Source organism: Pseudomonas marginalis (assembly GCF_900105325.1).
GTDB classification, from domain to species: Bacteria; Pseudomonadota; Gammaproteobacteria; order Pseudomonadales; family Pseudomonadaceae; genus Aquipseudomonas; species Aquipseudomonas marginalis.
The window spans coordinates 1477390-1503876 of record NZ_FNSU01000001.1; the positions used below are offsets into that span (position 1 = coordinate 1477390).

Annotated in this window: 16 protein-coding genes and 3 pseudogenes; 12 read left to right on the forward strand and 7 right to left on the reverse strand. The window is 55.0% G+C overall.

The features are described from left to right. Positions 1 to 95: 95 nt before the first annotated feature. Positions 96 to 1001 carry a helix-turn-helix transcriptional regulator gene (locus tag BLW22_RS07230; RefSeq protein ID WP_074845024.1) on the reverse strand — a complete coding sequence of 302 codons (906 nt, stop codon included), beginning with the start codon at positions 999 to 1001 and terminating at the stop codon, positions 96 to 98. Between the two features lie 151 nt (positions 1002 to 1152). Here BLW22_RS07230 and BLW22_RS07235 point away from each other — a divergent pair, with 151 nt between their 5' ends. Beyond that, complete coding sequence (locus tag BLW22_RS07235) at positions 1153 to 2337, forward strand: FAD-dependent monooxygenase (RefSeq protein ID WP_074845027.1); 1185 nt, start codon at positions 1153 to 1155, stop codon at positions 2335 to 2337. A 653-nt stretch (positions 2338 to 2990) separates the two neighbouring features. On the opposite strand, the gene BLW22_RS34325 is transcribed toward BLW22_RS07235, so the two are convergent. The 4 genes from BLW22_RS34325 to BLW22_RS34330 all read right to left on the reverse strand — a co-directional run bounded on the left by BLW22_RS34325 (position 2991) and on the right by BLW22_RS34330 (position 7390). Beyond that, a complete protein-coding gene (locus BLW22_RS34325) occupies positions 2991 to 3521 on the reverse strand; it encodes a hypothetical protein (protein ID WP_143045099.1) in 531 nt (176 codons plus the stop codon). A 634-nt stretch (positions 3522 to 4155) separates the two neighbouring features. Then, positions 4156 to 5190, reverse strand: coding sequence for an alpha/beta hydrolase (locus BLW22_RS07245; protein WP_074845196.1), 1035 nt, complete (start codon positions 5188 to 5190; stop codon positions 4156 to 4158). A 76-nt stretch (positions 5191 to 5266) separates the two neighbouring features. Further along, the gene (locus tag BLW22_RS07250) at positions 5267 to 6907 is read right to left on the reverse strand and encodes a methyl-accepting chemotaxis protein (RefSeq protein WP_074845033.1); all 1641 of its coding nucleotides are present in this window, start codon (positions 6905 to 6907) and stop codon (positions 5267 to 5269) included. Between the two features lie 117 nt (positions 6908 to 7024). Continuing rightward, positions 7025 to 7390, reverse strand: coding sequence for a hypothetical protein (locus BLW22_RS34330; protein WP_143045100.1), 366 nt, complete (start codon positions 7388 to 7390; stop codon positions 7025 to 7027). Positions 7391 to 7847: 457 nt separating this feature from the next. Between BLW22_RS34330 and BLW22_RS35115 the strand changes: the two are divergent. From BLW22_RS35115 to BLW22_RS35840, 7 genes and pseudogenes are all read left to right on the forward strand, one after another. Beyond that, a pseudogene (locus tag BLW22_RS35115) lies at positions 7848 to 8439 on the forward strand (winged helix-turn-helix domain-containing protein). A 1072-nt stretch (positions 8440 to 9511) separates the two neighbouring features. Continuing rightward, positions 9512 to 10594, forward strand: a complete 1083-nt coding sequence (locus BLW22_RS07255) for an efflux RND transporter periplasmic adaptor subunit (RefSeq protein ID WP_074845036.1) — start codon at positions 9512 to 9514, stop codon at positions 10592 to 10594. Between the two features lie 13 nt (positions 10595 to 10607). Then, positions 10608 to 13670, forward strand: coding sequence for an efflux RND transporter permease subunit (locus BLW22_RS07260; RefSeq protein ID WP_074845039.1), 3063 nt, complete (start codon positions 10608 to 10610; stop codon positions 13668 to 13670). Between the two features lie 5 nt (positions 13671 to 13675). Then, on the forward strand, positions 13676 to 16798 hold the full coding sequence (locus BLW22_RS07265) for an efflux RND transporter permease subunit (protein WP_074845199.1): 3123 nt from the start codon (positions 13676 to 13678) through the stop codon (positions 16796 to 16798). Continuing rightward, the gene (locus tag BLW22_RS07270; protein ID WP_074845045.1) at positions 16795 to 18216 is read left to right on the forward strand and encodes an efflux transporter outer membrane subunit; all 1422 of its coding nucleotides are present in this window, start codon (positions 16795 to 16797) and stop codon (positions 18214 to 18216) included. The genes BLW22_RS07265 and BLW22_RS07270 overlap by 4 nt, the downstream gene beginning before the upstream one ends. Before the next feature lie 1081 nt (positions 18217 to 19297). Further along, positions 19298 to 19486, forward strand: a pseudogene (locus tag BLW22_RS35835) (HAMP domain-containing protein); the annotation flags it as partial. Between the two features lie 3 nt (positions 19487 to 19489). After that, positions 19490 to 20353 (forward strand): methyl-accepting chemotaxis protein, encoded by an 864-nt coding sequence (locus BLW22_RS35840; RefSeq protein ID WP_413038059.1) that lies wholly within the window; start codon positions 19490 to 19492, stop codon positions 20351 to 20353. Positions 20354 to 21209: 856 nt separating this feature from the next. On the opposite strand, the gene BLW22_RS35845 is transcribed toward BLW22_RS35840, so the two are convergent. Next, positions 21210 to 21431, reverse strand: coding sequence for an RAQPRD family integrative conjugative element protein (locus tag BLW22_RS35845; protein WP_413038054.1), 222 nt, complete (start codon positions 21429 to 21431; stop codon positions 21210 to 21212). Positions 21432 to 22144: 713 nt separating this feature from the next. Between BLW22_RS35845 and BLW22_RS34340 the strand changes: the two genes are divergently transcribed. Next, entirely contained in the window at positions 22145 to 22579 is a 435-nt protein-coding gene (locus BLW22_RS34340) for a hypothetical protein (protein WP_143045101.1), read from the forward strand. Between the two features lie 100 nt (positions 22580 to 22679). On the opposite strand, the pseudogene BLW22_RS07285 reads toward BLW22_RS34340, so the two are convergent. Further along, positions 22680 to 23015, reverse strand: a pseudogene (locus tag BLW22_RS07285) (DNA helicase); the annotation flags it as partial. A gap of 1060 nt (positions 23016 to 24075) precedes the next feature. On the opposite strand from BLW22_RS07285, the gene BLW22_RS35850 reads away from it, so the two are divergent. The 3 genes from BLW22_RS35850 (at position 24076) to yddG (ending at position 26232) form a co-directional block, all read left to right on the forward strand. Continuing rightward, a complete protein-coding gene (locus tag BLW22_RS35850) occupies positions 24076 to 24342 on the forward strand; it encodes a helix-turn-helix domain-containing protein (RefSeq protein ID WP_159440236.1) in 267 nt (88 codons plus the stop codon). 104 nt (positions 24343 to 24446) lie between these two features. After that, a complete protein-coding gene (locus BLW22_RS07295; protein ID WP_074845063.1) occupies positions 24447 to 25223 on the forward strand; it encodes an AraC family transcriptional regulator in 777 nt (258 codons plus the stop codon). 103 nt (positions 25224 to 25326) lie between these two features. Then, the gene (gene yddG / locus BLW22_RS07300; RefSeq protein ID WP_074845066.1) at positions 25327 to 26232 is read left to right on the forward strand and encodes an aromatic amino acid exporter YddG; all 906 of its coding nucleotides are present in this window, start codon (positions 25327 to 25329) and stop codon (positions 26230 to 26232) included. Positions 26233 to 26487: the final 255 nt, after the last annotated feature.

Consider the following 26487-nt stretch of genomic DNA (forward strand, 5'->3'; position numbering starts at 1 on the left):
AGGGGGATGGCCAAATGGTCGGGTTATAGCCGTTGGCCTGCGCGCGTGATCAGGGTGTCGGCGCGCGTGATCGGGTCAGTTGTTGATATTGATTATCATTTGATTGGAGTCTCACAGCGATTGCGGTATTCGCTGGGAGCAATCCCGTGATGACGACGAAACACCTTGGCGAAGTGACTTGGATTGGAGTACCCGACTTCCAGAGCCGCATCGACCACTCGTTCGCCTCGCTGCAGACGCTCAGCGGCCAACTCCATGCGAATATCCTGAAGCAGCGTGTAGGCACCTTTGCCATATACCTGACGAAACCCTTGCTTGAGTTTGCGCACATTCAGGGTCACAGCATCGGCCAGCGCTTCAAGCGTCCAGGGTTCGGCGGGGCGTGCTTTCAATAAGCCGTGTGCCTGTTCAATACGGGCGCGATCACGTGCACCGACGGCAGGCTGGAGCTGGCCGCTTTGCAGATAGCCGACCATTTCGCCGAGCATCTCGAACGCCTTGCCCCGCAGGAAAATCTCCCGCGCTACCCCTTGCAGCGGGCAATCGAGCATTGCCATGCCAACTTTGCGCAGCACGGTTGGCGCGGGGAATTGCACCAGTCGTGCCTGACCGTCAGTGGAGATGCGCCTCTCCCATAGACCCGCCTGGTCGAGCAACTGTTGGTCAAGCCCGATGCGACTGAGTACCTGAGGCGCAAAGCTGATATTGACTCCGCGTACTCGGGTATTGGCCGCCAGCATCCCTTCGCCTTGAATCGCAACGGACCCGTGGTACAGGCAGCAGGTATCAGGGCTGAGCAGCATGAATGGCGTATCGGCAAATTGCCGCCAGCCGCTCCCTTGAGCGTAGTAGGCGATCGACAGCGAGGGTTCGCTGTTGGCCTGGATACGACAGTCCTGCGCAGGCAGCAGGTCGAGCACGCGTATGTCGAGTTCCTCATCAGCCAGGTTGGCGAAGGTGGGGGAGAGTGGTTGATCGGCGACGTAATGGTTGATGGACATGGAGGAGGCCCTGAGTGCGCGATGACAAATGATAACACTTATCATTAAAGGTCTGATCACGCGCGTTTCATCCCTGATCGCGCGCGCTCAAAGATCGCGCCGCCCGCAATCTTGATCGCATTAGCCAAGGTGCGAACGCAAGGGATAACACGTGTCAGCGAAGATTCTGATTCAAGGCGCCGGCATTGCCGGACTGGCCGCTGCCTGGTGGCTGAAGCAACGAGGATTCGCGCCGACCATTGTGGAGAAGGCTCCCGACCTGCGCTGTGACGGCTTTGTTCTCAGCCTGGGCGGAAGTGGTTACCAGATTGCCGGGCAGATGGGCATCCTCGAAGGCCTTGAGGCCAAGGGCGTGGAGTTGGGTCGTACCCAGTTCCGGGACAGTCAGGGCCGCGATGTGCTACTGATCGACCATCGCAAACATCTGCGCCAGACCAATCTGCTGCCGGTATGTCGTGATGATCTGGTCATGGCTCTGCATCGAGCATTGGGCGATCAAGTACCGATTCGCTTCAGCACTCAGGTGCATACGCTGCAGCAGCGGGATGACGGCGTGGAGGTGTGGTTCGACAACTCCGAACACGAGTGTTTTGACTTTGTGGTGGCGGCCGATGGCTGCTTCTCTTCTTTACGTCAGCGTTATTTCGCCAGCGACGAAGAGTGCCTTAAATCCCTTGGCTACAGCGCGGCGGCTTTTACTCTGCAAGGGCAGTCAGCTCGCGTCGATGAGCGACATGTGTCGTTCTCCGAACCCGGTTACACCGTCGAACTCTACGGGATGCGCAAGGACCTGCTGGCTGCGCTGTTCGTCTGGCAGGACAGTGAGGGATTACGGGTGCCCCGCGAACAGCGCGCCGCCTGGCTACAGGATTTGTTCTCGCATGCTCATCAGGATATTCAGGCGGCATTGGCCGCACGGCCAGACGGGTTTTATCTTGATCATTTGATGCAAGTGCATCTACCCACCTGGCACAAAGGCCGGCTGGTGCTGCTGGGCGATGCCGCGCACTGCCTGACCCTTGCTTCCGGACGCGGAGCGAGCATGGCCATCACCGGTGCCTGGCTGCTGGCCGAGGAACTGGCCCGCAGCTATGACGTTAATGCCTTGAGCCGATACGAAGCGCGTTTGAGACCGGATATCGACATCCTGCAGGCACTGGCTCCGCGGATGGCCAACTGGTATGTACCCACCACACGTTACAGTTGGCATATGCGTAACCTGTTCATGCGCTTCACTCCGGACTGGCTGGCAGGCTGGATGTTGCGACGGACTTTTACTCAACTAGATCAGGGTGCCTTGAGCGAAGCGGTGCGCTTGGCGACTCCCTTGCGTTGAGTCAATCAGGTCGATCTCGACCTGATGCCGCCGCTTGCAAGTGATAGCTCAGGCCTACTCCGTGGCCTCAACCACGCCCTGATCCTCGCACAGAAAGCCACCGCTCTGGTGATTCAGCCAGCAGGCGCAGAACGGACTGCGGTTTCGCACCTGACAGATTCCCCTGGTGCAGCAGGGTGCAGAATCTGCCTCACGGGCCGCTGTGATCAGGTGTCAGATGTATTTCAGCACATTTGAGAGCATATTTGGAGGATCCCTCCTCAAGGAAGCCATCATACCCACGCGCCTACAGCTTTAAACCGTTTATCTCGGCAAGTTCAAATTTCTAGAGTGGAAGTTAGGTTTGGTTCATTTTCCAAATCCCCTGATTTTTGACGGATGTATTCACGGCTCGCGTAAAACGTGTAACCGGGGTAATCACGTGCCTTTGATAAAAGATATTTATCTCAGACACGTTTGGTGTCGAATTGTAATAGTTCGGGAGGCTTCGCTTGGGGCGGATGTGTGAATTTATGAATGCCAAGCATAAAGCGAAATCTTTAGAATGTTTGGCGCGCACTCCGGGTGAGATGTCTTTATTCTTCTGTGGTGAGAAGAGAAATATGCAGGTCATCAATGAAAAATTTGCGATTAACCTGTTTTTAATTTTTGTGTTAATACTTGCTTGTCTGTCCGTTCGTCAGCTTGATGCTGTTTAGTGTGGTGAATATTTTTTCCATTTCCTTACAGTCTGGGAACTGTACGCTGCCTAACTTGCTGCAGGCGCTATCGACTTCATCAGTGATGGAGGTTAGTATGGAAATTTGTTCTTCGGTAAGAATGGGTTTGTCAAATTTAATTATTAAAGAATTTATTCCGGTCCGAACGTTATCTAAGTGTTGGCCCAATTCTCCCATAAGTAGTGAGCATGCAGATGTAAGAATTGTTTTTAATCGCGCTGACTGTATGTTTAGGGTGTTCGTTTCTAAGAGCGCGGCGTTACGTTTTGAAGTGCTTGAGCTATCATGTGTTTGTGAAGTTGAAGAGATGCCTGACAAGTTTTTCTTGAGTGTTGATATGCTATTCTCATAGGTTGCAATCTGTCTGTTTATTTCTGCGTAAATACTTATGATATCCTGAGCTACTCTAATGCATGCAGTAGCGGCGCTCCGAACTTTCTCAATTTCCCATTCTATAGTCGACATGGCATGATCTCCGTGACAATTACACTAATCTTAGCTTCGTAGGGATGAGCTGCTTGATAGGCGTTCATGCGATATCCATTAACGAGCTTTATTGGGTTTGGTCGGTACTGATATCGGCATCTATCCCCGCTGCTTTCCTTCGATGTAAACTTGAGCATGCCCAACGGTTAGATTTAAGCTTATGCCGAAGCAGGTATTGAGTTTACAGTTTGCAGGTTTTGATAAGTCCATGGATGGAACACCTAGATGGTTCTAGAATAGAAGCGCGGGTTTTATTAACGTCCGCTGTCATGTGCACATGCAGGCCCTTTACATTAAGCGTGTGATCAATCTTCCAGGTGACTTGTGTCAGTTCTTCTGCTGCAAAGGCCATCACCTTGTTTACTAAAGGAAATACTTACTGATTCGCTGTAGCGAACCCAGCTTTTGTCGCCAATTATTTAGATTTTTATCCATAGCCATTATAGCGCTCGCCAGCGCAAGCACATACTCGACCGAATATGTGCTCAATTTGTCAGTTACCGCTAGCACTTGGCGCCTTTACCTCAAGTGCAGCATAAAGATGCGCGTCAGGTCATCTACCAAAATTCCAATTATGAGAGTCAAGCGGCCAAGACATCTGACGCCGAAGAGGTTATAGATTGGACTCGGCAGCAGGTATTGCTTCCCTCGCCAGCGGCGTCCCGAGGGACTTCTTGAACCAATCAACCACGAGGTCAACGATGGGAGCTTGGAACCAGGTGATGTCACCGTGAGACGCACCTTGGACTAGTACATAGTCGGCCCGGTGTCCATTATTGCGTAGACCTTCATACAGTTGTTTACTCTGCACTGGTGAGACCAGAGTATCTGAGCTTCCGTGCATTATTAGGAACGGAGGTTTAGGCCCTTGCAAATGACCCATGGGGCTAGCTGAAAGCGCCTTGGCAGAGTCAGAGAAGATGCTCGCACCGGCAAAGTTACCAAATGCCGGGCCTTGCACCAAAAGGGCTTCAGTCACTGACGGTGATTCGTGAACTTTTTGCACAGCTGAAGAAAATCCTGCTGAGATATTTCTTAGATCAGAGATGCCGTATAGAGAAACCACAGCTTGAACGTCCGACGACGCTGTCAAATAGTCCCCTTTATCGAAACCATGGTCACCGTTAGTAGTACCGAGCATTTGAACCAGATAGCCGCCAGCTGAATCGCCCAGCACCCCGATGCGCTTCGGATCAATACCATACTCATTAGCGTGAGCGCGCAGATAACGCACCGCTGCTTTCCCGTCCTCGACCAGAGCAGGAAATTTATCCGGCACCACCCGATAGTTGGCTGCCGCCACCACAAAACCGGCGCGGGCCAGAGCGCTACGCATTTCAAAAAATTTACCGTAATCGGCCGAGGTAAAGCCACCTCCAGGGAAATAAACAATAGCCGGCTTTAAGTCGTTGTTTCTAGGCACCAGTACGTTCATTTGCATTTGACGCACCGACCGCATCTGCTTGATCTGGCTGTAGACGACACCGGTTATCTCGTCAATTTGCGAACGGGTAGCGTCCACCTTTACGACCTTGGCTCCATCGGAGTAGCCAGCTAACACTGATTTGTCAGCACCGTAAGCGGCCATGCTGAAAGTAAGTATTCCCGTCAAAATGGCGAAGGGAAAAAATTTCTTTGAATATTTCATCATTACCTCTTTTTTCCTGAGTCAATAGGACGCCGCTCTGGGCTGATCAAGTACCATGTTTTTAGTCGTGTAGTAGTTACAGTTTAAAATGACCAACAAGTTTGTTAAATGAGATAGCTAATCTGGAAAGCTCTTGGCTCGAAGCGCTGGTTTGGTTGGCCCCGGCGGCCGTCTGGACTGATAGGTCCTGTATATTGACTAGATTGCGATCAATCTCCCTAGCAACCTGAGCTTGTTCTTCTGCGGCGCTGGCGATTACCAGGTTTTGTTCATTGATCCTCTGCACGCCCTCACTGATTCGCTGCAGCGCTATGCCTGCTTCTGTTGCTAAAGACTGAGTGCTGAGAACAAGATCACGACTTTTACCCATAGCCGTTACTGCCTCATCTGCGCCGTCACGCACTCGACTTATCATATGTTCAATTTCACCAGTCGAGGCCTGAGTCCGATGGGCTAACGCCCGAACTTCATCGGCGACTACAGCGAAACCACGCCCTTGCTCTCCAGCTCGGGCAGCTTCGATAGCGGCATTCAAGGCAAGAAGATTAGTTTGTTCAGCGATGCCTCGGATCACATCTAAAACTTTTGTGATGTCATGTATCTGGAATGCTAAAGCTTCGACAAGCTTGGTAGAGTCATTTATGACGATAGCCACATTATCGATCGATGCAACTGCCTGCTGTACTTGTTTTTGCCCTTTATACGCTTCATCAGCGGTCTGGCTTGAAATAGTAGAGGTACTTACCGCGTTGCGAGCGACTTCTTCAACAGCAGCAGTCATCTCTGTGACTGCTGTGGCAGCTTGTTGGATTTCCCCGTTCTGTGTGACAAGGCCCCGCGTGCTGTCGTCTGTTACAGCGGTTAATTCCTCTGCGGCAGATGCCAATTGATTAGCGGCGTCGGATATCTGGCGAACAGTATCTATAAGATTGGTTTGCATATTAGAAAGAGACTGCAAAAGCTGGCCGGTTTCGTCTGTGCCCTTGAACTCTATAATCTGAGTCAAGTCACCTTTAGCAACTCTACTTGCTCCGGCTACCGACCGATATATCGGGTCTGTGATTTGTTTTGTGATAATCATGCCAAAGGTCATGGCAATAATAATCGCGATCAAGCAAACTATTATCAATATCCAAGTGAGTTGCTTGTGCAATTCATCAACTGACTTCCTTGCGCCAGCAACCTGCCGTGCGTTAGATTCGAGAATGATAGCAATATCTGCTTTTACTTTTTCATATTCAGTTATTATGTTGGAGGTGCCGAGTTTCCGAGCTTGATCAATATCACCAGCACGAAGGGCTGCTAACGCACTATCAATAGCAGAGGTATAAGAAGTCCAGTCTCGATTGAAGCTAGCGGACGCTATTATTTCGTCTGGCTCCCTCGAGGTGGTCTCGTATTTCCTAAATGCTTCCAAAGCCTGGTCTTTATTTTTGCGATAGGCTTCGACTGCTGAGTCTATTTCTTCGGATTTGGCATTGGCAGCAGTCAACACGATCACTTTGTAGAAGTCACGATTGGTAGCAATAGAGCGACCACTTGTTTGTTGGACCAATGCAACTGACAATATGTTATTGCCTACAATGTTGTCGAGTTGCGTTTTTAGCTTGCTTAGACCAATTTGAGCTAGAATGGAAACTAAAAGCGTGATCAAGGCGCACATGCCAAATGTACATAATAGTTTTGATTTTATTTTCATGTTTCTTAATGATATCATATCTGTCGCACCTGTTAATTGTTGGGCTTAACGCTGGGAAAGGGCGTGTTTAATCGTGCGGCAGCTTACGATTATGTTTTTTTGAAAGGATTCGAATCTCTAACATTTTTAAAATGACTATACAGTCATTAATTTTTTTCTTTGCTTCAATAGTTGCTGGCTTTTCCTGGGGATACGATTTTCTCGAGTTTCTCCGCTTTTAATTTGGGTTCTTGCACTTCTAATGAGGTTTTTCTCCATTCTCGATAATGCTGCTAGCAATATAAACATATCTCTGTGTAATATATCTTGCATGGCTCCTCGAGTAATCAAGTTGTCATTTTTAATATTGGTAGGGCTATTTTTTATAGCTGACTTAATCTCGAGATAAATTGTTTCGACTCGCCACGCCGTAACTACGGTATTGATAACCTCTATTGAAAGCCGTCTCGAAAACTTGACGATCTCCAACATTCTACTTTTTGGGTGTGTTGATTGGTTCATGGCACGTCTCATTTTCGATTCTAATTCTTGCTGATTTGTTTCGCTGACGAGTACATCTGCTTTTATCAAATATGCAAAAAACCGATATTATGTATGGTCGCATTGATCGTTACCGCGCAGTTTACATCTTATGAAGAAACACTGATTGTCGTGTCATGATTTTTTTTTGCGTTTTTTTATAATTTGCGTTTTTGTTTATTTTTAATGCGTCTTTTGGCAGGTTTAGTCTTGTCTTATAACTAGTGGTTTGCTTGAGTCGTCATGATGTGCTCACGTCATAGGGGCAAAAATCCGTAACGCCATTCCGCTTTTGCTATGAGGGTATGGGACAGCGTTATTTCACTTACCTTGCACTGCGGTCGTTACATTTGCCAATCAGCGAATCTAGTGACTCTGTTCAGATGAACCTGTGCTTAGTATTTAGAGAGTTGAAGACGACACGGTAACACAGCAGGAAATCGTCACTAATCAAACATGGACGGGCGTGGATTGGGCGCACAATTGTCGCGGAGGTTAGGTCGGGCTGTGAGTTGTGCTTACAACCTGATTTCCTCGAGCGCATGCCTCCGAAACTAGATGGCCCGGCTATCGTGGCCACGATGCGCACCATCGGCGTGTTTATATGATCAGCGCTCTTTCCGATGTGGACGAACATCTACGCAGCCTTCGTGTTGTTGTTTTTGTTGTTGGTGATGACTAACTCACCAAGCCTTTCGCATCTGATGAGATGGTCACCGTGTCGAAGTGCTGCTGCGCCGCAACAGAACGGCTCAGTAATTCAAAGCCACCCTTAGTGTCGCGACCTGGAACTTGACCTGATCAGCCGCGCAGCCCGTTGCATATAAACTCCTACAGTTTTCATGCGCAGCTCTGGGCAGGTCCTCACGCGCATGATGATTTTCGCGGCATGTAGGGATACTTCGGTGCGGGCACCAATCTGACAGATGTGCATATCGGTCGCCTGCGCGAGAAAATCGACCTGCCGGGTTTCACACTGCTTAATATTCACCGTACGTGGCTTCGGCTATATCATTACTAAACCCCTCTAAAGACTGACGCTTCTCCAGCCGCCGCCTCCTAACACTTTTCAGTCCGTTATTAGTGGACTTGAGCTGCATTTTGATGAGAATTCTGTATTGCGAAGTATCGGTTTATCTGACAGATCAATTCATAATTGATGCGCGCTGACTGGATCAGGCTCATGATCGCCACCGCCCGTTTGCCTCTACGCAACGATTTTGCGAAGAGCCAGTTTTTGTGCCCGAGCGCCCACGGTCGTATCTGGTTGCCGGGTAGTCAAACCCGATTGTCCGCGTCCAACTCCCTAATAACCGTGCATGCGAATATTCCAGTACACGGCTCAAGACTCAGCCAAGCCGCCAATTGGCATCCGGTTATACATCGTCGACGTTGGCGAATTGCATATCCTGTGAGCATCACAGGGTTTAGATCTTAAGATTAGAGGCTGCGTCAGTCCCGCGGTGTCCTTGTTTCACATTATGGCGACTGTTCCACGGTGTATCTTCGATCACCGGCTTAAAGCAGGCGCTACGCCTGCTGCCCTGTCGCACCCATATTCGATACAACGTTGATTGATCCTCCACGAACGTGAGCACCCATCTGCCGATGCTGGTTTTTAATTTGCTGGGGGGAACTACGGCATATCCCGTCGATCCCATGCTCCCCATGTCACCTAAACATATATAAACAGCGAGTCATATTTTCAGGTTGAGCAATCTAATGAAGTTCTGAAACTCTTGAGCAGGTATACCAATACTTGGTCCATCTCGTCAGAATCTTTAGAGTGAGGGGGGCGGCGAAGTCGATTGTCAAGTCCTTACCTCGAACTTCGTTCAGATCATAGGCTCCTCGCGAGAGTTTTTTATTGGAGTTGAATAGCCAGGACCTTTTATGGTCACGTAGTGCTCAGAAATGGTGCGGAAGCTTGCTAAGGCGGAGCATTTAATGTTGTTTTCTGTCTTGACGCTGAATGAACTCGTAGTAGGACACGCAGATGTCAAGCTTGTGGGTAAAGTATAAGGCAGTCTGTGTTCGGCTTTCGAGTGAGAAGCGGTGGGGAAAAAAAATAAGCGGAGGGCGCCTGCCTGGGCAGTTTGCACGTTGTTACTGGTGGCGTTGTTGATTGCCTTGGGGTTGCACTTCTTTGCAGGCGGGCACAAAGGCCGGCCACCCACTCCCGGCGAACCGGTGGCCGTGGTGCCAGTGGTGTTGCAGGACGTGCCGGTGTATATCGACGCCCTCGGCACCGTCACTCCCACCCGCAGTGTGACCGTGGTTACCCAGGTCGATGGCATCCTCAGCAGCGTGGCGTTCAAGGAAGGCCAGCATGTCACCAAGGGCCAGGTGATCGCCCGCATCGATGACCGTGCCCTCAAGGCCCAACTGGCCGTGGCCAAGGGCACCCTGGCCCACGACCAGGCGGTGTTGAGCAACGCCCAGCGCGATCTGGCGCGCTACCGCGAACTGGTCAAGGCCGGTTCCACCAGCCAGCAAACCGTCGATACCCAGGCCTCGTTGGTCCAGCAACAACTGGGCACCGTGGCCGCCGATCAGGGCAATGTGCAGGACCTTGAAGTGCAGGTCGGCTACTGCACCATTACCTCGCCCGTCGACGGCGTGGTGGGCCTGCGCCTGGTAGACCCGGGCAACTACGTCACCACCACCAGCACCACCGGCATAGTAGTGATCACCCAGATGAACCCGGCCACCGTGGTGTTCGCCGTGCCCGAGGATGACTTGGGCGCTATCAACCAGGCCCTGGGCCATGGCGCCGTGACGGTGCTGGCCTACAACCGCAACAAGAAAGTTTTGCTGGCCACCGGCAGCCTGTTGGCCCTGGACAACCAGGTGGACACCACCACCGGCACCATCAAGGTCAAGGCGCAGTTCGATGATTCGGGCAATGCGCTGTTCCCCAACCAGTTCGTCAATGCGCGCCTGAAGGCCGACACCCTGGCCCAGGTTGCCGTGGTGCCGACCCGGGCGATCCAGCATGGCAGCAAGGGGGATTTCGTGTTCGTGGTAAATGGCGACAAGGCCAGCCTGCGCACCATCAAGACCGGCCCGTCCATGGGCGATGTGTCGGCGGTGCTCGAGAACGGGGTCAAGCCGGGGGAGCAGGTGATCACCGAGGGCGCCGACAAGCTGGATGACGGTTCGACCGTGAAGGTCGTCGCCCAGTGAGGAACTGCCGAGCATGAACATTTCGCGGCCCTTTATCGAACGTCCCGTCGCCACCACCTTGATGATGGTGGCGGTACTGTTGCTCGGCCTGTTGGGGTATCACTTGCTGTCGGTGTCGGCCTTGCCCGAAGTCGATTACCCGACCATCCAGGTCTTCACCCAATACCCCGGCGCGAGCCCGGACGTGGTCAGCTCGTCGATTACCGCGCCGCTGGAACGCCAACTCGGTGAGATGCCGGGCCTCAAGTCCATGAACTCCACCAGCTCCGACGGCGCTTCGGTGGTGACCCTGCAATTCGACGTGTCGCTGTCCCTGGACGTCGCCGAACAGGAAGTGCAGGCCGCGATCAACGCCGCCGGCACTTTCCTGCCGGCCAACCTGCCGTACCCTCCGGTGTACAGCAAGGTCAACCCGGCGGATGCGCCGGTGCTGACCCTGTCCCTGACCTCCGACGTATTGCCGCTGACCAAGGTCGAAGACCTGGCGGATACACGGCTGGCGCAGAAGATCTCGCAGATCACCGGCGTCGGACTGGTGACCATCAGCGGCGGCCAGCGCCCGGCGGTGCGGGTCGAGGCGAATACTTCGGCGCTCAACAGTCTTGGCCTGTCCATCGACGACCTGCGCACTTCCCTCGGCACGGCCAACGTCAATCAGGCCAAGGGCAATATCGACGGCAAGTTCCAGGCGTATTCCATCGGTGCCAACGACCAGCTGCAATCGGCCGAGGAATACCGCGACCTGGTGATCGCCTATAAAAACGGCGCGCCGATTCGCCTGTCGCAGATCGCCACTTCCACCCAGGGCCCGGAGAACCCGCGCCAGGCCGCGTGGACCAACAGCACGCCGTCGATTGTGCTGAATATCCAGCGCCAACCCGGCGCCAACGTGATCGAGGTGGTCGACCGCGTGCAGCAATTGCTGCCCAAATTGCGGGCCAGTTTGCCGGGCACCTTGAAGGTCGATGTGCTCACCGACCGCACCCAAACCATCCGCGCCTCGGTCACCGATGTGCAGTACGAACTGGCCATGGCCATCGGGCTGGTGGTAATCGTGATTTTCGCGTTCCTGCGCAACGTGCCGGCGACGGTCATTCCCGCCGTGACCATTCCGCTGACGCTGGTGGGCACCCTGGCGGTGGCCTATGCATTGGGCTTCTCGCTGAACAATTTGACGCTGATGGCGTTGACCATCGCCATCGGATTCGTGGTGGATGACGCCATCGTGATGATCGAAAACATCACGCGCTACATCGAGGCCGGCGACTCACCGCTGGAGGCGGCGCTCAAGGGGGCGGAGCAAATTGGGTTCACGATTATTTCGCTGTCGATTGCCCTGATTGCGGTGATGATCCCGCTGCTGTTCATGGGTGATGTGGTCGGCCGATTGTTCCGCGAATTTGCCATGAGCGTGGCCGTGACCATCGTTATTTCAGCGTTTATTTCGCTGACCCTGACGCCGATGATGTGCGCGCGAATGCTGAAGAATAAGCACCAGGAGCGCCGCGCGGATTTCTTCGACCGCATCAACACCCACTACGTGCGTGGCCTCGACTGGGTACTGGCGCACCGCACGTTAACGCTGATCTCGATAGCGCTCACTGCCGCGCTGACCCTGATGATTCTGGCGATCATGCCCAAGGGCTTTTTCCCCGACCAGGACACCGGCCTGATCCAGGGCATTTCCCAGGCGGCGCCGACGGTTTCCTTCCAGCAGATGCAGACCGAACAGCAGCGCCTGGCCGCCCGAATCCTCAAGGACCCGGCCATACAAAGCCTGTCGTCCTTTGTCGGGATCGACCAGAGCAACCCGACCGTCAACCAGGGCAACCTGCTGATCAACCTCAAGCCGCGGGGTGAACGTGACAGCGCCACCGAAGTGATCCGCCGGCTCTCCGATGCGAATGCTGACGACGCCGGCATCCGCCTGTACCTGCACTCGGTGCAGGACCTGACCCTCGACGCCACGGTATCCACCACCAGCTACCGCCTGGGCCTGCAAGCCACCGACCCGGACGAGTTGGAACAGTGGTCCAACAAGCTGCTGGCCGCGATCAAGCAAGACCCGATGTTCACCGATGTGCAAAGCCAGGCGATGCAGTTCGGCAACCAGATCCAGCTGACATTCGACCGCGCCACGGCCTCGCGGCTGGGCATCACGCCCCAGGCAATCGATGATGTGCTGTACGACGCCTTCGGCCAGCGCCAGGTCTCGACCATCTACACCCAGCTCAACCAGTACCACGTGGTAATCGCCACCGACCATCCACCGCGCAACTTGCCTGACCTGCTCACGGGGTTGTACGTGGACATCCCGGGTGGCGGCGTCGCGCCGCTGTCGAGCATGGCGACCCTGCAGGTGGTGCGGGCGCCCGTCACCATTAACCGGCTGGGCCAGTTTCCGTATGCCGACGTGTCCTTCAACCTCGCGCCCGGCCAGACCCTTGGCGCGGCGGTGACGCGGCTCAAGGACATCGAGGCCAAGGTCGGTTTGCCGCTGTCGGTGCAGGCCAACCTCGAAGGTGCGGCGGCGACGTTCGAGCAGTCGCTGTCCAACCAGGTGTTCCTGGTGGTGGCGGCGATTGTGGTGGTGTACCTGATGCTGGGGATTCTGTACGAGAGCTTCGTGCACCCGGTGACGATCCTTTCGACGCTGCTCTCGGCGGCGCTCGGGGCCTTGCTGGCGCTGCTGGTGACCGGCACGCAGTTCGACATTATCGGTTTGATTGGCATTGTGCTGCTGATCGGCATCGTGATGAAAAACGGCATCATGATGGTCGACTTTGCCCTGGAGTTATTACGTGAGGGCGGCCTGAGCCCGACGGCGGCGATCCGTCAGGCCGCGGAGTTGCGGTTCCGGCCGATCCTGATGACCAGCATGGCGTCGCTGTTCGGCGCGGTGCCGCTGGCGCTGGGGACGGGGATTGGCTCGGAGCTGCGGCATCCGCTGGGCATCGCGATTATCGGCGGGTTGTTGCTCAGCCAACTGTTGACCCTGTTTTCCACGCCGGTGATCTTCCTTGCCATGCATGGCCTGGGGCAACGCTTCAGCCGCCGTCCGGCTGAAGCAGTCTGATGGCGATGAACCTCAGCGCGCCGTTTGTTCGCCGCCCGATTGCAACCACCTTGATGGCGGCCGGCCTCGCGCTGTTTGGCGCGCTGGCCTTTATGCTGCTGCCGGTGGCGCCGCTGCCGGAGGTGGATTTCCCCACCATCAGCGTCAGCGCCTCGTTGCCGGGAGCCGATCCCACTACAGTTGCCAGTTCGGTGGCCACGCCCCTGGAGCGCCAGTTCGGGCAGATCGCCGGGGTCACGCAGATGACCTCGTCCAGCAGCCTTGGCTCGGCGCGGATCATCCTGCAGTTCGACCTGAACCGCGACATCGACGGCGCCGCCCGGGACGTGCAGGCCGCGATCAACGCCGCCCGCAGCAACCTGCCCAGCGACCTGTCCGGCAACCCGACGTACCGCAAGGTCAACCCGGCGGACTCGCCGATTTTGATCATCAGCCTGACCTCCGACAGCGCCACGCCGGGGCAGATGTATGACGTGGCCTCGACCCTGCTGGAGCAGAAGTTGTTGCAGACCACCGGGGTCGGTGATGTGACGGTGGGCGGCGGCGCGTTGCCGGCGGTGCGGGTGGAATTGAACCCCGACCGGCTCAACCAGTACGGCGTCAGCCTGGAGCAGGTGCGCCAGGTGATCAATGCGTCCAACGTCAACTTGCCCAAGGGCAACGTGGCCATTGGTGACCGCAACTATGGCATTGCCGCCAACGACCAGTTGCTCGATGAGAAGGACTACGGGCCGCTGGTGGTCAAGGCCCACAACGGCGACCTGATCCATATCGCCGACCTTGGTTACGTGCGCGAAGACGTGCAGGACCTGCGCAACTTCGGCCTGTCCAACGGCAAGCCGGCGGTGTTGCTGGTGGTGTTCAAGCAGCCAGGGGCCAACGTGATCGAGACGGTGGACGCGGTGAAAGCCTCGCTGCCGTTTTTGCAGAGCTCGACCCCGGCGACGATCAAGCTCGACTTGCTGATGGACCGCACCACCACCATCCGCGCCTCGTTGCACGACGTGGAAGTGACGTTGCTGGTGTCGATCCTGTTGGTGACCCTGGTGACGTTCGGCTTCTTCCGCGACTGGCGCAGCACCCTGGTGCCGGCGATCGTGGTGCCGCTGTCGCTGCTGGGCACCTTCGGAGCGATGTACTTCCTCGGCTACAGCCTGAACAACCTGTCCCTCATGGCGCTGACCATTTCCACCGGCTTTGTGGTGGACGATGCGATCGTGGTGGTGGAAAACATCATGCGCCACCTGGAGCGCGGCAATACCCGGGTGGAGGCCGCACTGGAAGGGGCGCGTGAAGTCGGCTTTACGGTGCTGACCATCAGCGTGTCCCTGGTGGCGGTGTTTATTCCGCTGCTGCTGATGGGCGGGATTGTCGGGCGGTTGTTCCGCGAGTTCTCGGTGTCGCTGTCGGTGGCCATCGTGATCTCGATGCTGATCTCCCTGACCGTCACGCCGATGCTCGCCAGCGTGCTGCTGCGCGCGCCGAAAGAGATTGACGCAGGCAACGAACACCCGGATTCGCGCTTTCACCGCTTCTACGATCGCACCCTGGGTTGGGTGATCGAGCATACGGTGCTGATGGGCTTTGTCACGGTGCTGGTGATCGTCCTCGCCGGCGTGCTGTACGTGCTGGTGCCCAAGGGCTTCTTTCCCCAGGAAGACACCGGCCGCTTGCAGGGCAGCATCCTGGCGAACCAGAGCATTTCCTACGGGGCGATGCAGAAGGACTTCACCGAGATCAACCGCAAGGTGATGAAAAACCCGAATATCGAAACCGTCGCCGGGTTTGTCGGCGGCGGAGGTGGCGGCGGGGCGGTCAACAGTGCGCAGATGTTTGTCTTGCTCAAGCCCTTGGGCGAGCGCAAGGACAACGCCACCGAGATCATCGGGCAAATCCGCCGCAGCCTCGGCGACCTGCCGGGCACCAAGCTGTATTTGCAGTCGGCGCAGGACATCACCGTGGGTGGCCGGCAAAGTGGCGCACAGTACCAATACACCCTGACCGCCGATGACCAGGCATCCCTGGATGAATGGGTGCCCAAGGTGGTGGAGGTGCTGCGCAAATTGCCGCAACTCACCGACCTGAATACCGACCAGCAGGACAACAGCCTGCTGGCCAATGTGCAGATCAACCGCGACACGGCGGCGCGCCTCGGGGTGAGTATCTCGGCGGTCGACCAGGCGCTGTACGACGCCTTTGGCCAGCGCCAGGTCGCCACCCTGTATCGCGCGGCCAACCAGTATCACGTGGTGATGGAAATCGGCCCGGAATACTGGACCGACCCTTCAGCGCTCAAGGGGATTTATGTGCCGACGGGCACCCAGGCCACGACCACCAAAGGCACCACGGCGGCGCCCAACCTGACCACCGAACAGACCCTGGTGCCGCTGTCGGCCCTGGCGGATAACACGGTGGCGCGTACCGCGATTTCCATCAGTCACCAGGGCACGTTCCCGGCGGTGACGGTCTCGTTCAACCTGGCCCCCGGCACGTCCATCGGCCAGGCCACTGCAATGGTGGACGACGCGGTGAAGCAGCTGCGCATGCCGGCCAGTGTGGTCGGCCAGTTTGCCGGTACGGCCCAGGTGTTCCAGTCGTCGGTGGCCAGCGAGCCGTTGCTGATCGTTGCCGCGTTGCTCTCGGTGTATATCGTACTGGGCATCCTCTACGAAAACCTGATGCACCCGCTGACCATCCTCTCGACCTTGCCCTCGGCCGGTGTCGGTGCGCTGATTGCCTTGCTGCTGACCGGCACCGAGCTGTCGATCATCGCGCTGGTGGGGGTGATTCTGTTGATTGGCATCGTGAAGAAGAACGCGATCATGATGATCGACTTCGCGATCACCGAGCGGCGGGAGTTTGGCCTCACGGCCAAGGAAGCGATTCGCCGGGCGTGCCTGATCCGCTTCCGGCCGATCATGATGACCACCCTGGCGGCGATTCTTGGCGCGCTGCCGCTGGTGCTGGGCACCGGCTACGGTTCGGAGCTGCGCCGGCCGTTGGGTATTTCGATTATTGGTGGCCTGCTGTTCAGCCAGGTGCTGACGCTGTACACCACCCCGGTGATCTACCTGTGGCTCGACCGGGCGTCACAGCGCCTGGGTCGGCATAAGGAAGCAAGGTTATGAACGTGAAATACAGCGTGCTTTGCATCAGCCTGCTGCTCGGCGGCTGCATGGTCGGGCCCGATTACCAGAAGCCCGCCATGGAGCTGCCGCAGACCTTCAAGGAAGGCGCCCAGTGGCAGCGTGCGGCGGCCAACCCCCAAGGGGCGATGGACAGCCAGTGGTGGCTGGCCTATCAGGACCCGGTACTGAACGACCTGGTGGCGCGCTCGGCCAAGGCCAACCAGTCGATCATCGCGGCGGAGGCGGCGTATCGTTTGGCCCAGGCGCAGGTGGCGTCCAGCCGGGCCGGGTTGTGGCCCACCGTCGGCGTAGGCTTGTCGGGTTCGCGGGGTGTGGGCGGCAGCGGCAGCAGTACGTCCAGTACTACCTCGGGCGGTGTCGAGAACAGCGTCAGCGCGTCCTTGACTGCCAGTTGGGAGCCGGACCTTTGGGGGCTGGTGCGGCGTGGGATAGAGTCCAGCCAGGCCACGGCCCAGCAATCCGACGCGTTGCTGGCCGGGGTGCGGCTGTCCATCAGCTCCAGCGTGGCGAGCAACTACCTTGCGCTGCGGCAGATGGATATCGACGTACGCCTGCTGCAGCAACAGCAGAAGATCAATCAGCAACTGCTGGACATGATCCAGGTGCAGTGCACCCAGGGCGTCGCCACCAACGACCAGTTGCTGGTGGCCCAGGACCAGTTGACCACCTCGATCGCAGATTTGCAGACCTCGCTGCGCGACCGCGAGCAATACGAACACGCACTGGCGGTGCTGGTGGGTGTGGCGCCAAGCGAGTTTGCCGTGGCAGCGCGGGATGACTACACCTTCGTGCTGCCACGCCCGCCGCTGACCTTGCCGTCAACCTTGCTGCAACGGCGTCCCGACGTGGTGGCGGCAGAGCGCTCGGCGGCGGCGGCCAACGCGAAAATCGGCGTGGCCGAAGCCGCGTTCTTCCCGACCCTGGACCTCACCGCCGAGGCCGGTTATCGGGGCAGCGCGCTGGGCGGATTGTTCTCCCTGCCCAATCGCATCTGGACCCTGGGCCCGGCCCTGGCGGAAACCCTGTTCGACGGCGGCGCCCGTGAAGCGGCGGTCAGGCAGGCCGAGGCCAGCTACGACCAGATCGCCGCCAACTACCGGGGCACCGTGCTCAGCGCCTTGCAGAACGTCGAAGACAACCTCTCGGCGATCAACCATCTGCAAACCCAGGCCGATGCGTTCCAGCAGGTTTATCAGCGCAACCAGCAACTGTTCGGCAGCCAGGAAGCGCAGCTGCGCGCCGGCACTGTCAGCCAGGAGGCCGTGCTGACCCAGCAACTGGTGTTGCTGCAAGCCGAGCAGAACCTTCGCGACACCCAGGGCCAGATCAGCCAGGGCAGTGTGGCGTTGATTCAGAGTCTTGGCGGCGGCTGGCAAGCTGCAAGGTCTGCTCTATGATCAATCATTGGGTGCTGTCGTCGTTCATATGTTGGATGTATGAATCGCCCCGATTTCCGTAGACACCTCTTCGCCTTAAACTGCCAGGCAGCCATCTGATGTAAAAGTTGAGCGTGCAACTTAATGCTTAGGTTTCACGGTTCCCATGCCGACAGCTAGTAATGCACCACTGAGAGCAACCTGCCCTTAGTCCTAGCTTCACCGCAGGCCCTCTCCCTCCGCTTTTCCGTTGCGCCGAGTGATGTATTGGAACGTCTAAACCTGCAGGCTTTGCAACCCGGTGCCTGTAGCGCAGCTTTCTCCCCCCCCGTACCATTTTCGTACCACATAACCTTCAATGTGCCATATTTCACCCGTCTCTAGCCATATCGATTTATATGTCGAATTAAAGACATAAAAATTACCGTTCGCTGATCGCCCAAAATGCAGTCCCACGGCCTAAAGCTTTTCTCTTTGCAGTAGATAAATGAGCATTAGAGCCCTCTCTAGGCTTTTTCTTGGAGCTAACGCGATGTTTCCCAATCTCAAAGTCCGCACCGGAATGGTCGCTGTATTATTTACGTTTGTTTTGGCGCTGTTATTCTCGGTAGTTAATAACTGGCATTCGGCCGAACGCAGCCACGACCAGATCAGCGAACTGGATCGAGCGACGAGTCAGATTGACGGCATCAACAATTCCCTTCTATTAGCAATTCGCACCAGCGCCAACGTGTCTTCGGCCTTTATAGAAATCATGGCCGGGCGTCAGCAGGATGCCGAGGCCCGGCTGGTTCTTAGTGAGGCTATCTGGAAGGAGGCCATTGCCAAGATTGAGGCTTCCACCGCCGACATCACCGAACCGTCCCTTAAAGGTTATGTCAATGAGCTGAAGGCCGCGTTTACGGAGTACGGCGACGCCATCGTCGGCCAGCGGGCAGCTACACGTGCGCAATCGGCCAAGGATTATTTCCAGGTGAATATTGCCGCGGGCAAAGGCATGACCAAACTACAAGCTGTCCGCGCCAAATTGATTGATGAACTAGATACCCGTAGCAAGCAGATAATTGCAGAGTCGGCTGATCGTCTTAAAGTCTCGCAGACCATGGCGATCACTCTAGCGGTAGTGACCTTGGCGTTGGCTTTGCTGTGTTGGGGCTTTATCTCCAGCAGCGTTTTACGCCCACTCCGTGAGGCAGGCGTACACTTCCGACGCATTGCCGGTGGAGATTTGACCCAGCCGGTTATAGTTCCAGGGCGTAACGAGATCGGTGAGTTGTTTTCCGAACTACAGCAGATGCAAGTTAGTCAACGCGAGACGCTCAGCTTGATCGCCAGTTCTGCCACGCAGTTGGCTTCCGCTGCTGAAGAACTAAATGTAGTCACAGAAGAGAGCAACCGCGGTCTTCAGCAGCAGGACCAGCAGCTAGAACAGGCGGCTACTGCAGTAACCGAGATGACCAGTGCGGTCGAAGAGGTGGCGCGGAACGCTATATCCACCTCACAAGCTGCCTCCGCCTCCGACAATCTTTCCCAGAAGAGCCGAGCGCAAGTACGGGAGAATATCCAAGGAACAAAGTTGATGGCGTCGGAGATCCAGGATAGTGCTGGTCGTATCCAGAACCTGGCCAGCGAGGTGCAAAACATTAGCACAGTGCTGGATGTAATCCGCTCGATCTCCGAACAGACCAATCTTTTAGCACTGAACGCAGCTATCGAGGCCGCACGTGCCGGCGAGGCAGGGCGTGGCTTCGCAGTCGTAGCCGATGAGGTCCGCACGCTAGCTCATCGTACTCAGACATCGACTCGTGAAATTGAGCAGATGATCGCCACGGTGCAGAGCAACGCCGAGCAGGCTGCCGATGTCATGCGATCAAGTACGGCCAAGGCTCAAGACAACCTGACTATCACCCAAGCCAGCGGTGACGTTTTGGAGGAGATATTTTCTGCCATCGGGGAGATCAATGAGCGGAATCTGGTGATTGCCAGCGCAGCAGAGGAGCAGGCTCAGGTGGCGCGCGAAGTAGATCGCAATCTAGTAGCCATCCGTGATCTCTCAGCACAGTCAGCAGCAGGAGCGCTGCAAACCAATTCTGCAAGCCATGAGTTATCGCGCTTGGCAGTAGACCTTAATGCGCTGGTAGGTCGCTTCAGCATTTAACGCAGCCTTGTTAAAGCGACGCCGGAAAGCTTGCTGGTGGGCGGATTGATGTTCCGGGCATAGCGATCACTTGATGAGGTGATTAGCGATGCCCAACCTACCTATGCCCAGCATTTTATGTTGGCCGTGGGAAAAAGGTTAGGAGGGTTAGTTTTTTGCTGAACGCTCTGAAGACCTTGTTTTTTATGTCTTTTCGAAGAGGTGTTAAGGTTTTTTTGGTTAGGTTTGGTCGTTTCCTAATATTTCTTAGTGCTAAATATTCAATAAATCAATTTTTTGAGCACAGCTAGTTACGAAAGATGATCTTTTAATCTAATCTATCAAGGTTAGGTTTTAACCAATAAATACGGACCTTCTAAGCCCGTTGTAGTCGCAACTTCGGATTTCAGGTCGCTAATCTAATAGACTTGGATGATAGAACTGTGGGAGACGGCCGTCGAGGCACGGGAAAATGCGCTCTTTATTTAGAACTACAAAAATATTGGGAAAAAGATAAAAAAGTCGTTGTTTTATGCTTCTCATCCTGATAACACCGAAGTAATTAGATTTAGATCTCTAGTTCGACCATCTTCAGAATCATTCAACCTTGCAAGAGCACCGTCTTCCCTGCGCAAGAAAAACGCTGCGCCATCTCGAAGCAACTTGTCCTCGCGGTCCAGTAGCTGGCAGGCTGTGGCAATATCCTCACGGGTCAGGATAGACGTCTGAGTGTCCACAACAGCCTTACGCAACAGCTGCTCGAGATGCCCTTCAAGAATGTCCTACTGGGTGATCGCAAGGGTGATACAGAGAATAGTGTCGTCTGGCATCTTGCCTAACCCGCTGAGTGCATCAACGCCCTTGAGGATTTCACCGCTCATGGCTTGCTTCCTTCCGTTGCGTGTTGGCCCGAAGACTCAACGGGATCGCGAGACTGCGCACGGCAAGTAACGAGTGAATCTTCTAGCTCGTGTCGCAAACGAGCGATATCACCAGCTTGGCCCTGGTAACTGAAGAAGAAGCGGTTACCCTGTTCATCGGCGACTTGGGCGCTCCGACGCGCCATGTCCTTCAGAGTATTTAACTGACGGATCATCACGTCCAGGTTTTGGCCTGTCCCGAGGCTGACCCAGCGATGCCTGATAGATAAGCATGCCGCTTACAAAAAACGAGGAGTGTTGGCACAACAAGTCGGTAAGTAAGTGGAGTGCGACGCGAATACTGAATCACGGTTAGTACTTGGTCATTTCTGATACTGACAGCTCGCGGTGATCAATCTTTGGTCACCGCAAGAAAACCATCTTTAGGGCTGAATGTATTTTTTCCGGCGGTAACGAACCCATCAATCGCAGTGGATATTGCGTTCATAGAACAGCAGATACATGGGCAATGCGATTCCATAGTCTCAGCTCTGGGCGTTGTGATTGCCAACCTTGATTTCGCTTCTGATCACGGGCTTTACGCTGACTATGCTCCAGCCTTCGCACCTAACAAAGCGAGAATTTGTAGTGGTCTGGATTTTGCAAGGAAATTCTGAGGATTTGGTTTAGAGGTGAACTCTTCGGGCTTGAACATCAAAAGTTTTTGGTTCGAACGATCTACTCAAACAGGGGGACTAGGTGTGGTACTCAAATACTTAGCGAATCAGAGCCACCTTTTCAATCACAGAAAGCGCCAGCTTTTTCCATTATCGGGACGTGCATCCAGTCGGAAAGTGATCAGTGGCCAACTGATAATTTTAGCCTGTCGGCTGACGATTGATTTTCGTTGATGTAATATCGTGTTGGAATCGGCCCTTATTTCGAGCCTGTTATGACTGCATTTCAAAAAGATTTTCGACGTTTTCTATTTCCTGGATATGGAGAGACAGGGACGTGTTTTTTAAGGGGGCGTGTGAATTCGGACGGAACGTATATCTTTCTATGCTCTCAACTCAAAAACTACGCAGGCACACCCATTACAAGCGTCGTTGAGGAAATTTTTGCAAAGGCAGTGTGGGAGTTTAGAAAAGCCGGTTTGTTAAATCGTGAGTTGAGTTTCTCAGAGGTCGCGGCACTTAGCCGATGGGTGGAGCATTACCCCAAAGGAACGGGCAGATCCAGTGAGGACACGTACGCGCTTGTGAGTTTTGCTAGTGGGCCAAATCCTGCCTGGGATTATGTTTCACTTGAACGTGCCGCTAAAGAATGCGGCGTTGAAGAGGAGTTTTTCTTCATTTTGCCTGAAGATCTTCAGTTTGATCAGTAATCGAGTTATCTCAAAGGCGTTGCGATGCAATGCGCGAGGAAGGCTTTTTGAGATAATGGCGCATCCATATAGCGCTACAGGATGGCCAACACCATTGGGTTCAGCGGCCAACCCTCATGGCTCGTGTCACCGCTACGTAGAGCCAACTCAATTCGTCATCCCGCTGTACGGGATCATTATCGGTAGAGAGCGGGCCGGCACTGAATTCGTCACATAGGATGACAAAGCCCCACTCCAACGCCTTGGCCCTATGCCCGGTGGCCAATCTGATCATGGCATCCAACTCGTCATCGACTGATAGGGCACGCAGCGTATTGATGCGCTGATGCAGATCCGCACAGGTCGCAATGATTTTGATCGAGAGGCTGAACAAGTTTAGATCTTCCAGATCACGCAGAGAGTAGCTATCAATCTCGCCCACCCAGAATATCTTGGGGATACTGGTGACCAAAATAGAGTTTTAAATAACGTCGGTGTTCCGGTTTTGATGGCGGTATATTTCCAGAGAATCGTTCATGAATTTAATTGTCGAACTCATGGCATATGATAGATCCGGTGAGCAATAGCAAAGCTTAATTCTAAGAGTCATAGCTTGAATCGGACTACCATTTGTTCAGCGCTACCGCCGCCACGCGTGAGATCTCGTGGCTTGCTGAATTGGTCTGAGTGGCACTTGCCAAGGATTTCGCTGAGAAACCCGAGTGTTCACCAAATTTCGGTCAACTTCCCGGGATGCTCGAGCTTGCTCTTCAGCGGCGCCGACTATCACCAGATTGCGTTCGGCTATTTCACCAACGCTGCGGGTAATTTCTTCCAGCGAATCACCCGCACTGCGAGTTCATCTTTCGCGCTATGAGAGTGAAAACTGCTATTTTTCATCGGAGCAACCTCCTGACTACTGTTGTGTTGCTGAATGCCGCTGACCATTGCTTCGATTCCCTGTGTGGACTACTGGTTACGGTGAGCCCGGCGCGCGTTCATCGTCGCTACTGTCTGTAGGTATGCAGATTTGGATACAGGGAGCAGCTAAATTGGAATTAGGACATGCCTGTCTTTGTATGTCTAGCTAGAATATGCACGTTTCTCGTTCCATCTCCCCGAGGAAAAGAGAAAGATGCGTTTTTCTTAAATTATTCGTTTTATTTAAATAATTTTTTGCGTTATATATTCCTGAATGTTTAATTTTTGCGAAAAGACCGCATATAGGCATCATCAACTCGTTACCAGTACGCCATTTTAGGTACAGATCATTCTTCTGTTCGGTAAGTGACGTTGCGCCAGCGTTACCAGATTTTTTTCCGACAAGGTTTACGATGGTGAGGTTCTACGTCAGCGCTACAACCGCTACGGCATATAACCGGTGATTGCTCTGCGATAGGCGCGTCATAAGAATCGCCCGGTATGCCTTAGATTTTTGAGAGTTTCAGTACAAAAAATGCAAGGCTCTTGAGCAGTTGCTTAACTGGCTTGAGGCGAAACGTCGGATCTACACGCGCGTGAGTGTTCGTGCGCTACAATTGGGATTTAAGAAGTATCGAGGGATGACGCCACTTGAATATATCAGGGGCGTCAGACTGGAGAGTGTCAACTTGGCATTGTCTGACCCATTGAACCTGATGACGCCCAAGGAATTGGCGCTCAAAGCTGGGTTCACTAACTACTATCTCTTTTCAAAATATTTTTATCAAAGATATGGCAGTTCCCCTGATAAAATCAGGGAGCACGTGAAGCTTCAATCTCCCGTTATTGATAACAAGTCGTAGGCGCTCAGGGAGGGTAAGTTGAATATTACTTTCGCCTGGGATGGACTGGCCCTCGCGTGTATCGGTAACGTAGGATAAACGCCTCGACGCATGGAGAATCATGAATGAGCGCTACCGGCCCCCAATCGTTCTCCCTGGCGTTGCGCTCTTATTCAGGTGAGGTTGAGCTGCACGAACATGACTTTCATCAAATAGTCCTTTCTCAGTCCGGCTCAATGGAAATTGAGGTCGACGGACGAGGTGGCAAAGTCGACGCGAGCCAAGGCGTCGTGATTTGCGCGGATTCCCGGCATACGTTTCTGGCCAACACCCATAACAATTTTCTGGTGTTGGATGTATCGACCGACCGTGGCGAAGCGCATAAAAGCACTTCTGCGTCCCTTGACCCCCTCAACGACAAACGCTTTTTTGCGGTCAGGCCCGATATACGGCATTTGCTCGATTACGCCAGCAGCAACGGGCCACAGTTGGTCGGCTCGCTCGCGATGGCCGAGTCCTGGAGTCGGTTGCTGTTGTGTTCTTTATTGCAGCCCGAGGTTGCGCGCAGCGACCCTGGCCAGTTCATTCTCGCTCGCGCGCTGGCCTACATCGAGCAGCACCTGGCCACCGCCCTGACGGTGCATGATATTGCGCGTCATGCGGGCACCAGCGAGCGGCGCTTGTATGCCCTATTCGGGCAGCACCTGAACACAACCCCGTTCTCGCATATCGCGAACTTGCGCCTGAATCTGGCCATTGATCTGCTGCGCCAAACGTCCTTGTCGATCATTGATATTGCGCATCGCACCGGTTACGCCGACCAGAGTGCGTTAACCCATGCCCTGAAGAAAGCCCGCCACCTGACGCCGGCCGGTGTGCGTAAACAAGGGCGCGCCCCCTGAAAAAACAGCAGTCCCGAACAATTCTTTGGCGGGCCTGATCAATACTCGCTCTCTCGACCTTCCTATTGTTACCGCTTGAAGATTATCCGCAGACGGGGCTTGCATGAGCACTTCCAACCCATCCATCACCCTTGCCAAGGGCGCCGCCAGTGCGACGCTGATCGGGGTGATTGCCGTGTTTTTGTGGGCGTGCCTGGCGCTTCTGACCACCTTGACCGAAGGGATCCCGGCCTTTCAGTTACTGGCTTTGAGCTTCGCGGTCGCGTTCGTGGCCAGCCTGTGCGTGCTGGGGCTGCGTGGCGCTGCTGGGTTCAGCGGCTGGCGCCAGCCCTGGCCTGTGTGGGCGACGGGGTTTGCCGGGATCTTCGCCTATCACGCGTTGTATTTCTTTGCCATGAAGGTCGCGCCTGCGGCTGAAGCCAGCCTGATTGCCTACCTGTGGCCACTGCTGATCGTTCTGCTGTCGAGCTTTGCCACCGGCGAGTCGCTGCGCAAGCGCCAGTTGCTCGGCGCGTTGCTCGGCTTGGCGGGGACGGCCTTCATCATGCAACTGCGGGCCCAGAGTGACAGTGCGTCGATGCCGGTGATCGGTTACGCCGCAGCCTTTGCCTGCGCCTGGGTCTGGGCGATCTATTCGGTGTTCAACCGGCGTTTCAGCCATGTTCCGAGCAGCATCATCGGGGGTATTTGCGGGCTGGTGGCAGTGGCCGGAGGGCTATGTCACCTGGCGTTCGAAACCACGGCGCGGCCTGAACCGGGCCAGTGGGCGGCAATCATTGCCCTAGGGCTTGGCCCGGTCGGCCTGGCTTTTTTCGCCTGGGACCACGCGACCAAGCACGGAAATCTATCGATGTTGGGCGCCCTGTCTTACTTGGCGCCGCTGTTCTCCACGCTGCTGCTGATTGCCGTGGGGCAAAGCGATGCCAAGCCGATCCTGATGATTCCCGCGGTGTTGATCATTACGGGCGCGGTCATCGCCACTTCACGCTCACGCACGACCTCACGGTGATTTCGACGGGTAAGGAGACAGGGAAATGAACTTGATAGCTTCGCAGGGACCCCTGAGGATCGAGAGCGACGGGCCGAGTCTTTCGGTCGCACCTACGCGGCCCTTACTCAGTCATCAGGGAAAGCCATCGTTGCTGAACAGCCGAACCGGCATCCGCTGTCGCGCCAATGGTGAGGCACCTCGTGTGCTTTTTTTGTGCGTAACCGTCCGGGCAACACACCTTCCTGACACCGTCGCTTGAGACGATGGTATCCA

Coding starts and splice junctions, on each gene's coding strand:
- BLW22_RS07230 (WP_074845024.1), bottom strand. CDS start 1,001: ATGTCCATCAACCATTACGTCGCCGATCAACCACTCTCCCCCACCTTC.
- BLW22_RS34325 (WP_143045099.1), bottom strand. CDS start 3,521: ATGTCGACTATAGAATGGGAAATTGAGAAAGTTCGGAGCGCCGCTACT.
- BLW22_RS07245 (WP_074845196.1), bottom strand. CDS start 5,190: ATGAAATATTCAAAGAAATTTTTTCCCTTCGCCATTTTGACGGGAATA.
- BLW22_RS07250 (WP_074845033.1), bottom strand. CDS start 6,907: ATGATATCATTAAGAAACATGAAAATAAAATCAAAACTATTATGTACA.
- BLW22_RS34330 (WP_143045100.1), bottom strand. CDS start 7,390: ATGAACCAATCAACACACCCAAAAAGTAGAATGTTGGAGATCGTCAAG.
- BLW22_RS07260 (WP_074845039.1), top strand. CDS start 10,608: ATGAACATTTCGCGGCCCTTTATCGAACGTCCCGTCGCCACCACCTTG.
- BLW22_RS07265 (WP_074845199.1), top strand. CDS start 13,676: ATGAACCTCAGCGCGCCGTTTGTTCGCCGCCCGATTGCAACCACCTTG.
- BLW22_RS07270 (WP_074845045.1), top strand. CDS start 16,795: ATGAACGTGAAATACAGCGTGCTTTGCATCAGCCTGCTGCTCGGCGGC.
- BLW22_RS35840 (WP_413038059.1), top strand. CDS start 19,490: ATGCAAGTTAGTCAACGCGAGACGCTCAGCTTGATCGCCAGTTCTGCC.
- BLW22_RS34340 (WP_143045101.1), top strand. CDS start 22,145: ATGACTGCATTTCAAAAAGATTTTCGACGTTTTCTATTTCCTGGATAT.
- BLW22_RS07295 (WP_074845063.1), top strand. CDS start 24,447: ATGAGCGCTACCGGCCCCCAATCGTTCTCCCTGGCGTTGCGCTCTTAT.
- yddG (WP_074845066.1), top strand. CDS start 25,327: ATGAGCACTTCCAACCCATCCATCACCCTTGCCAAGGGCGCCGCCAGT.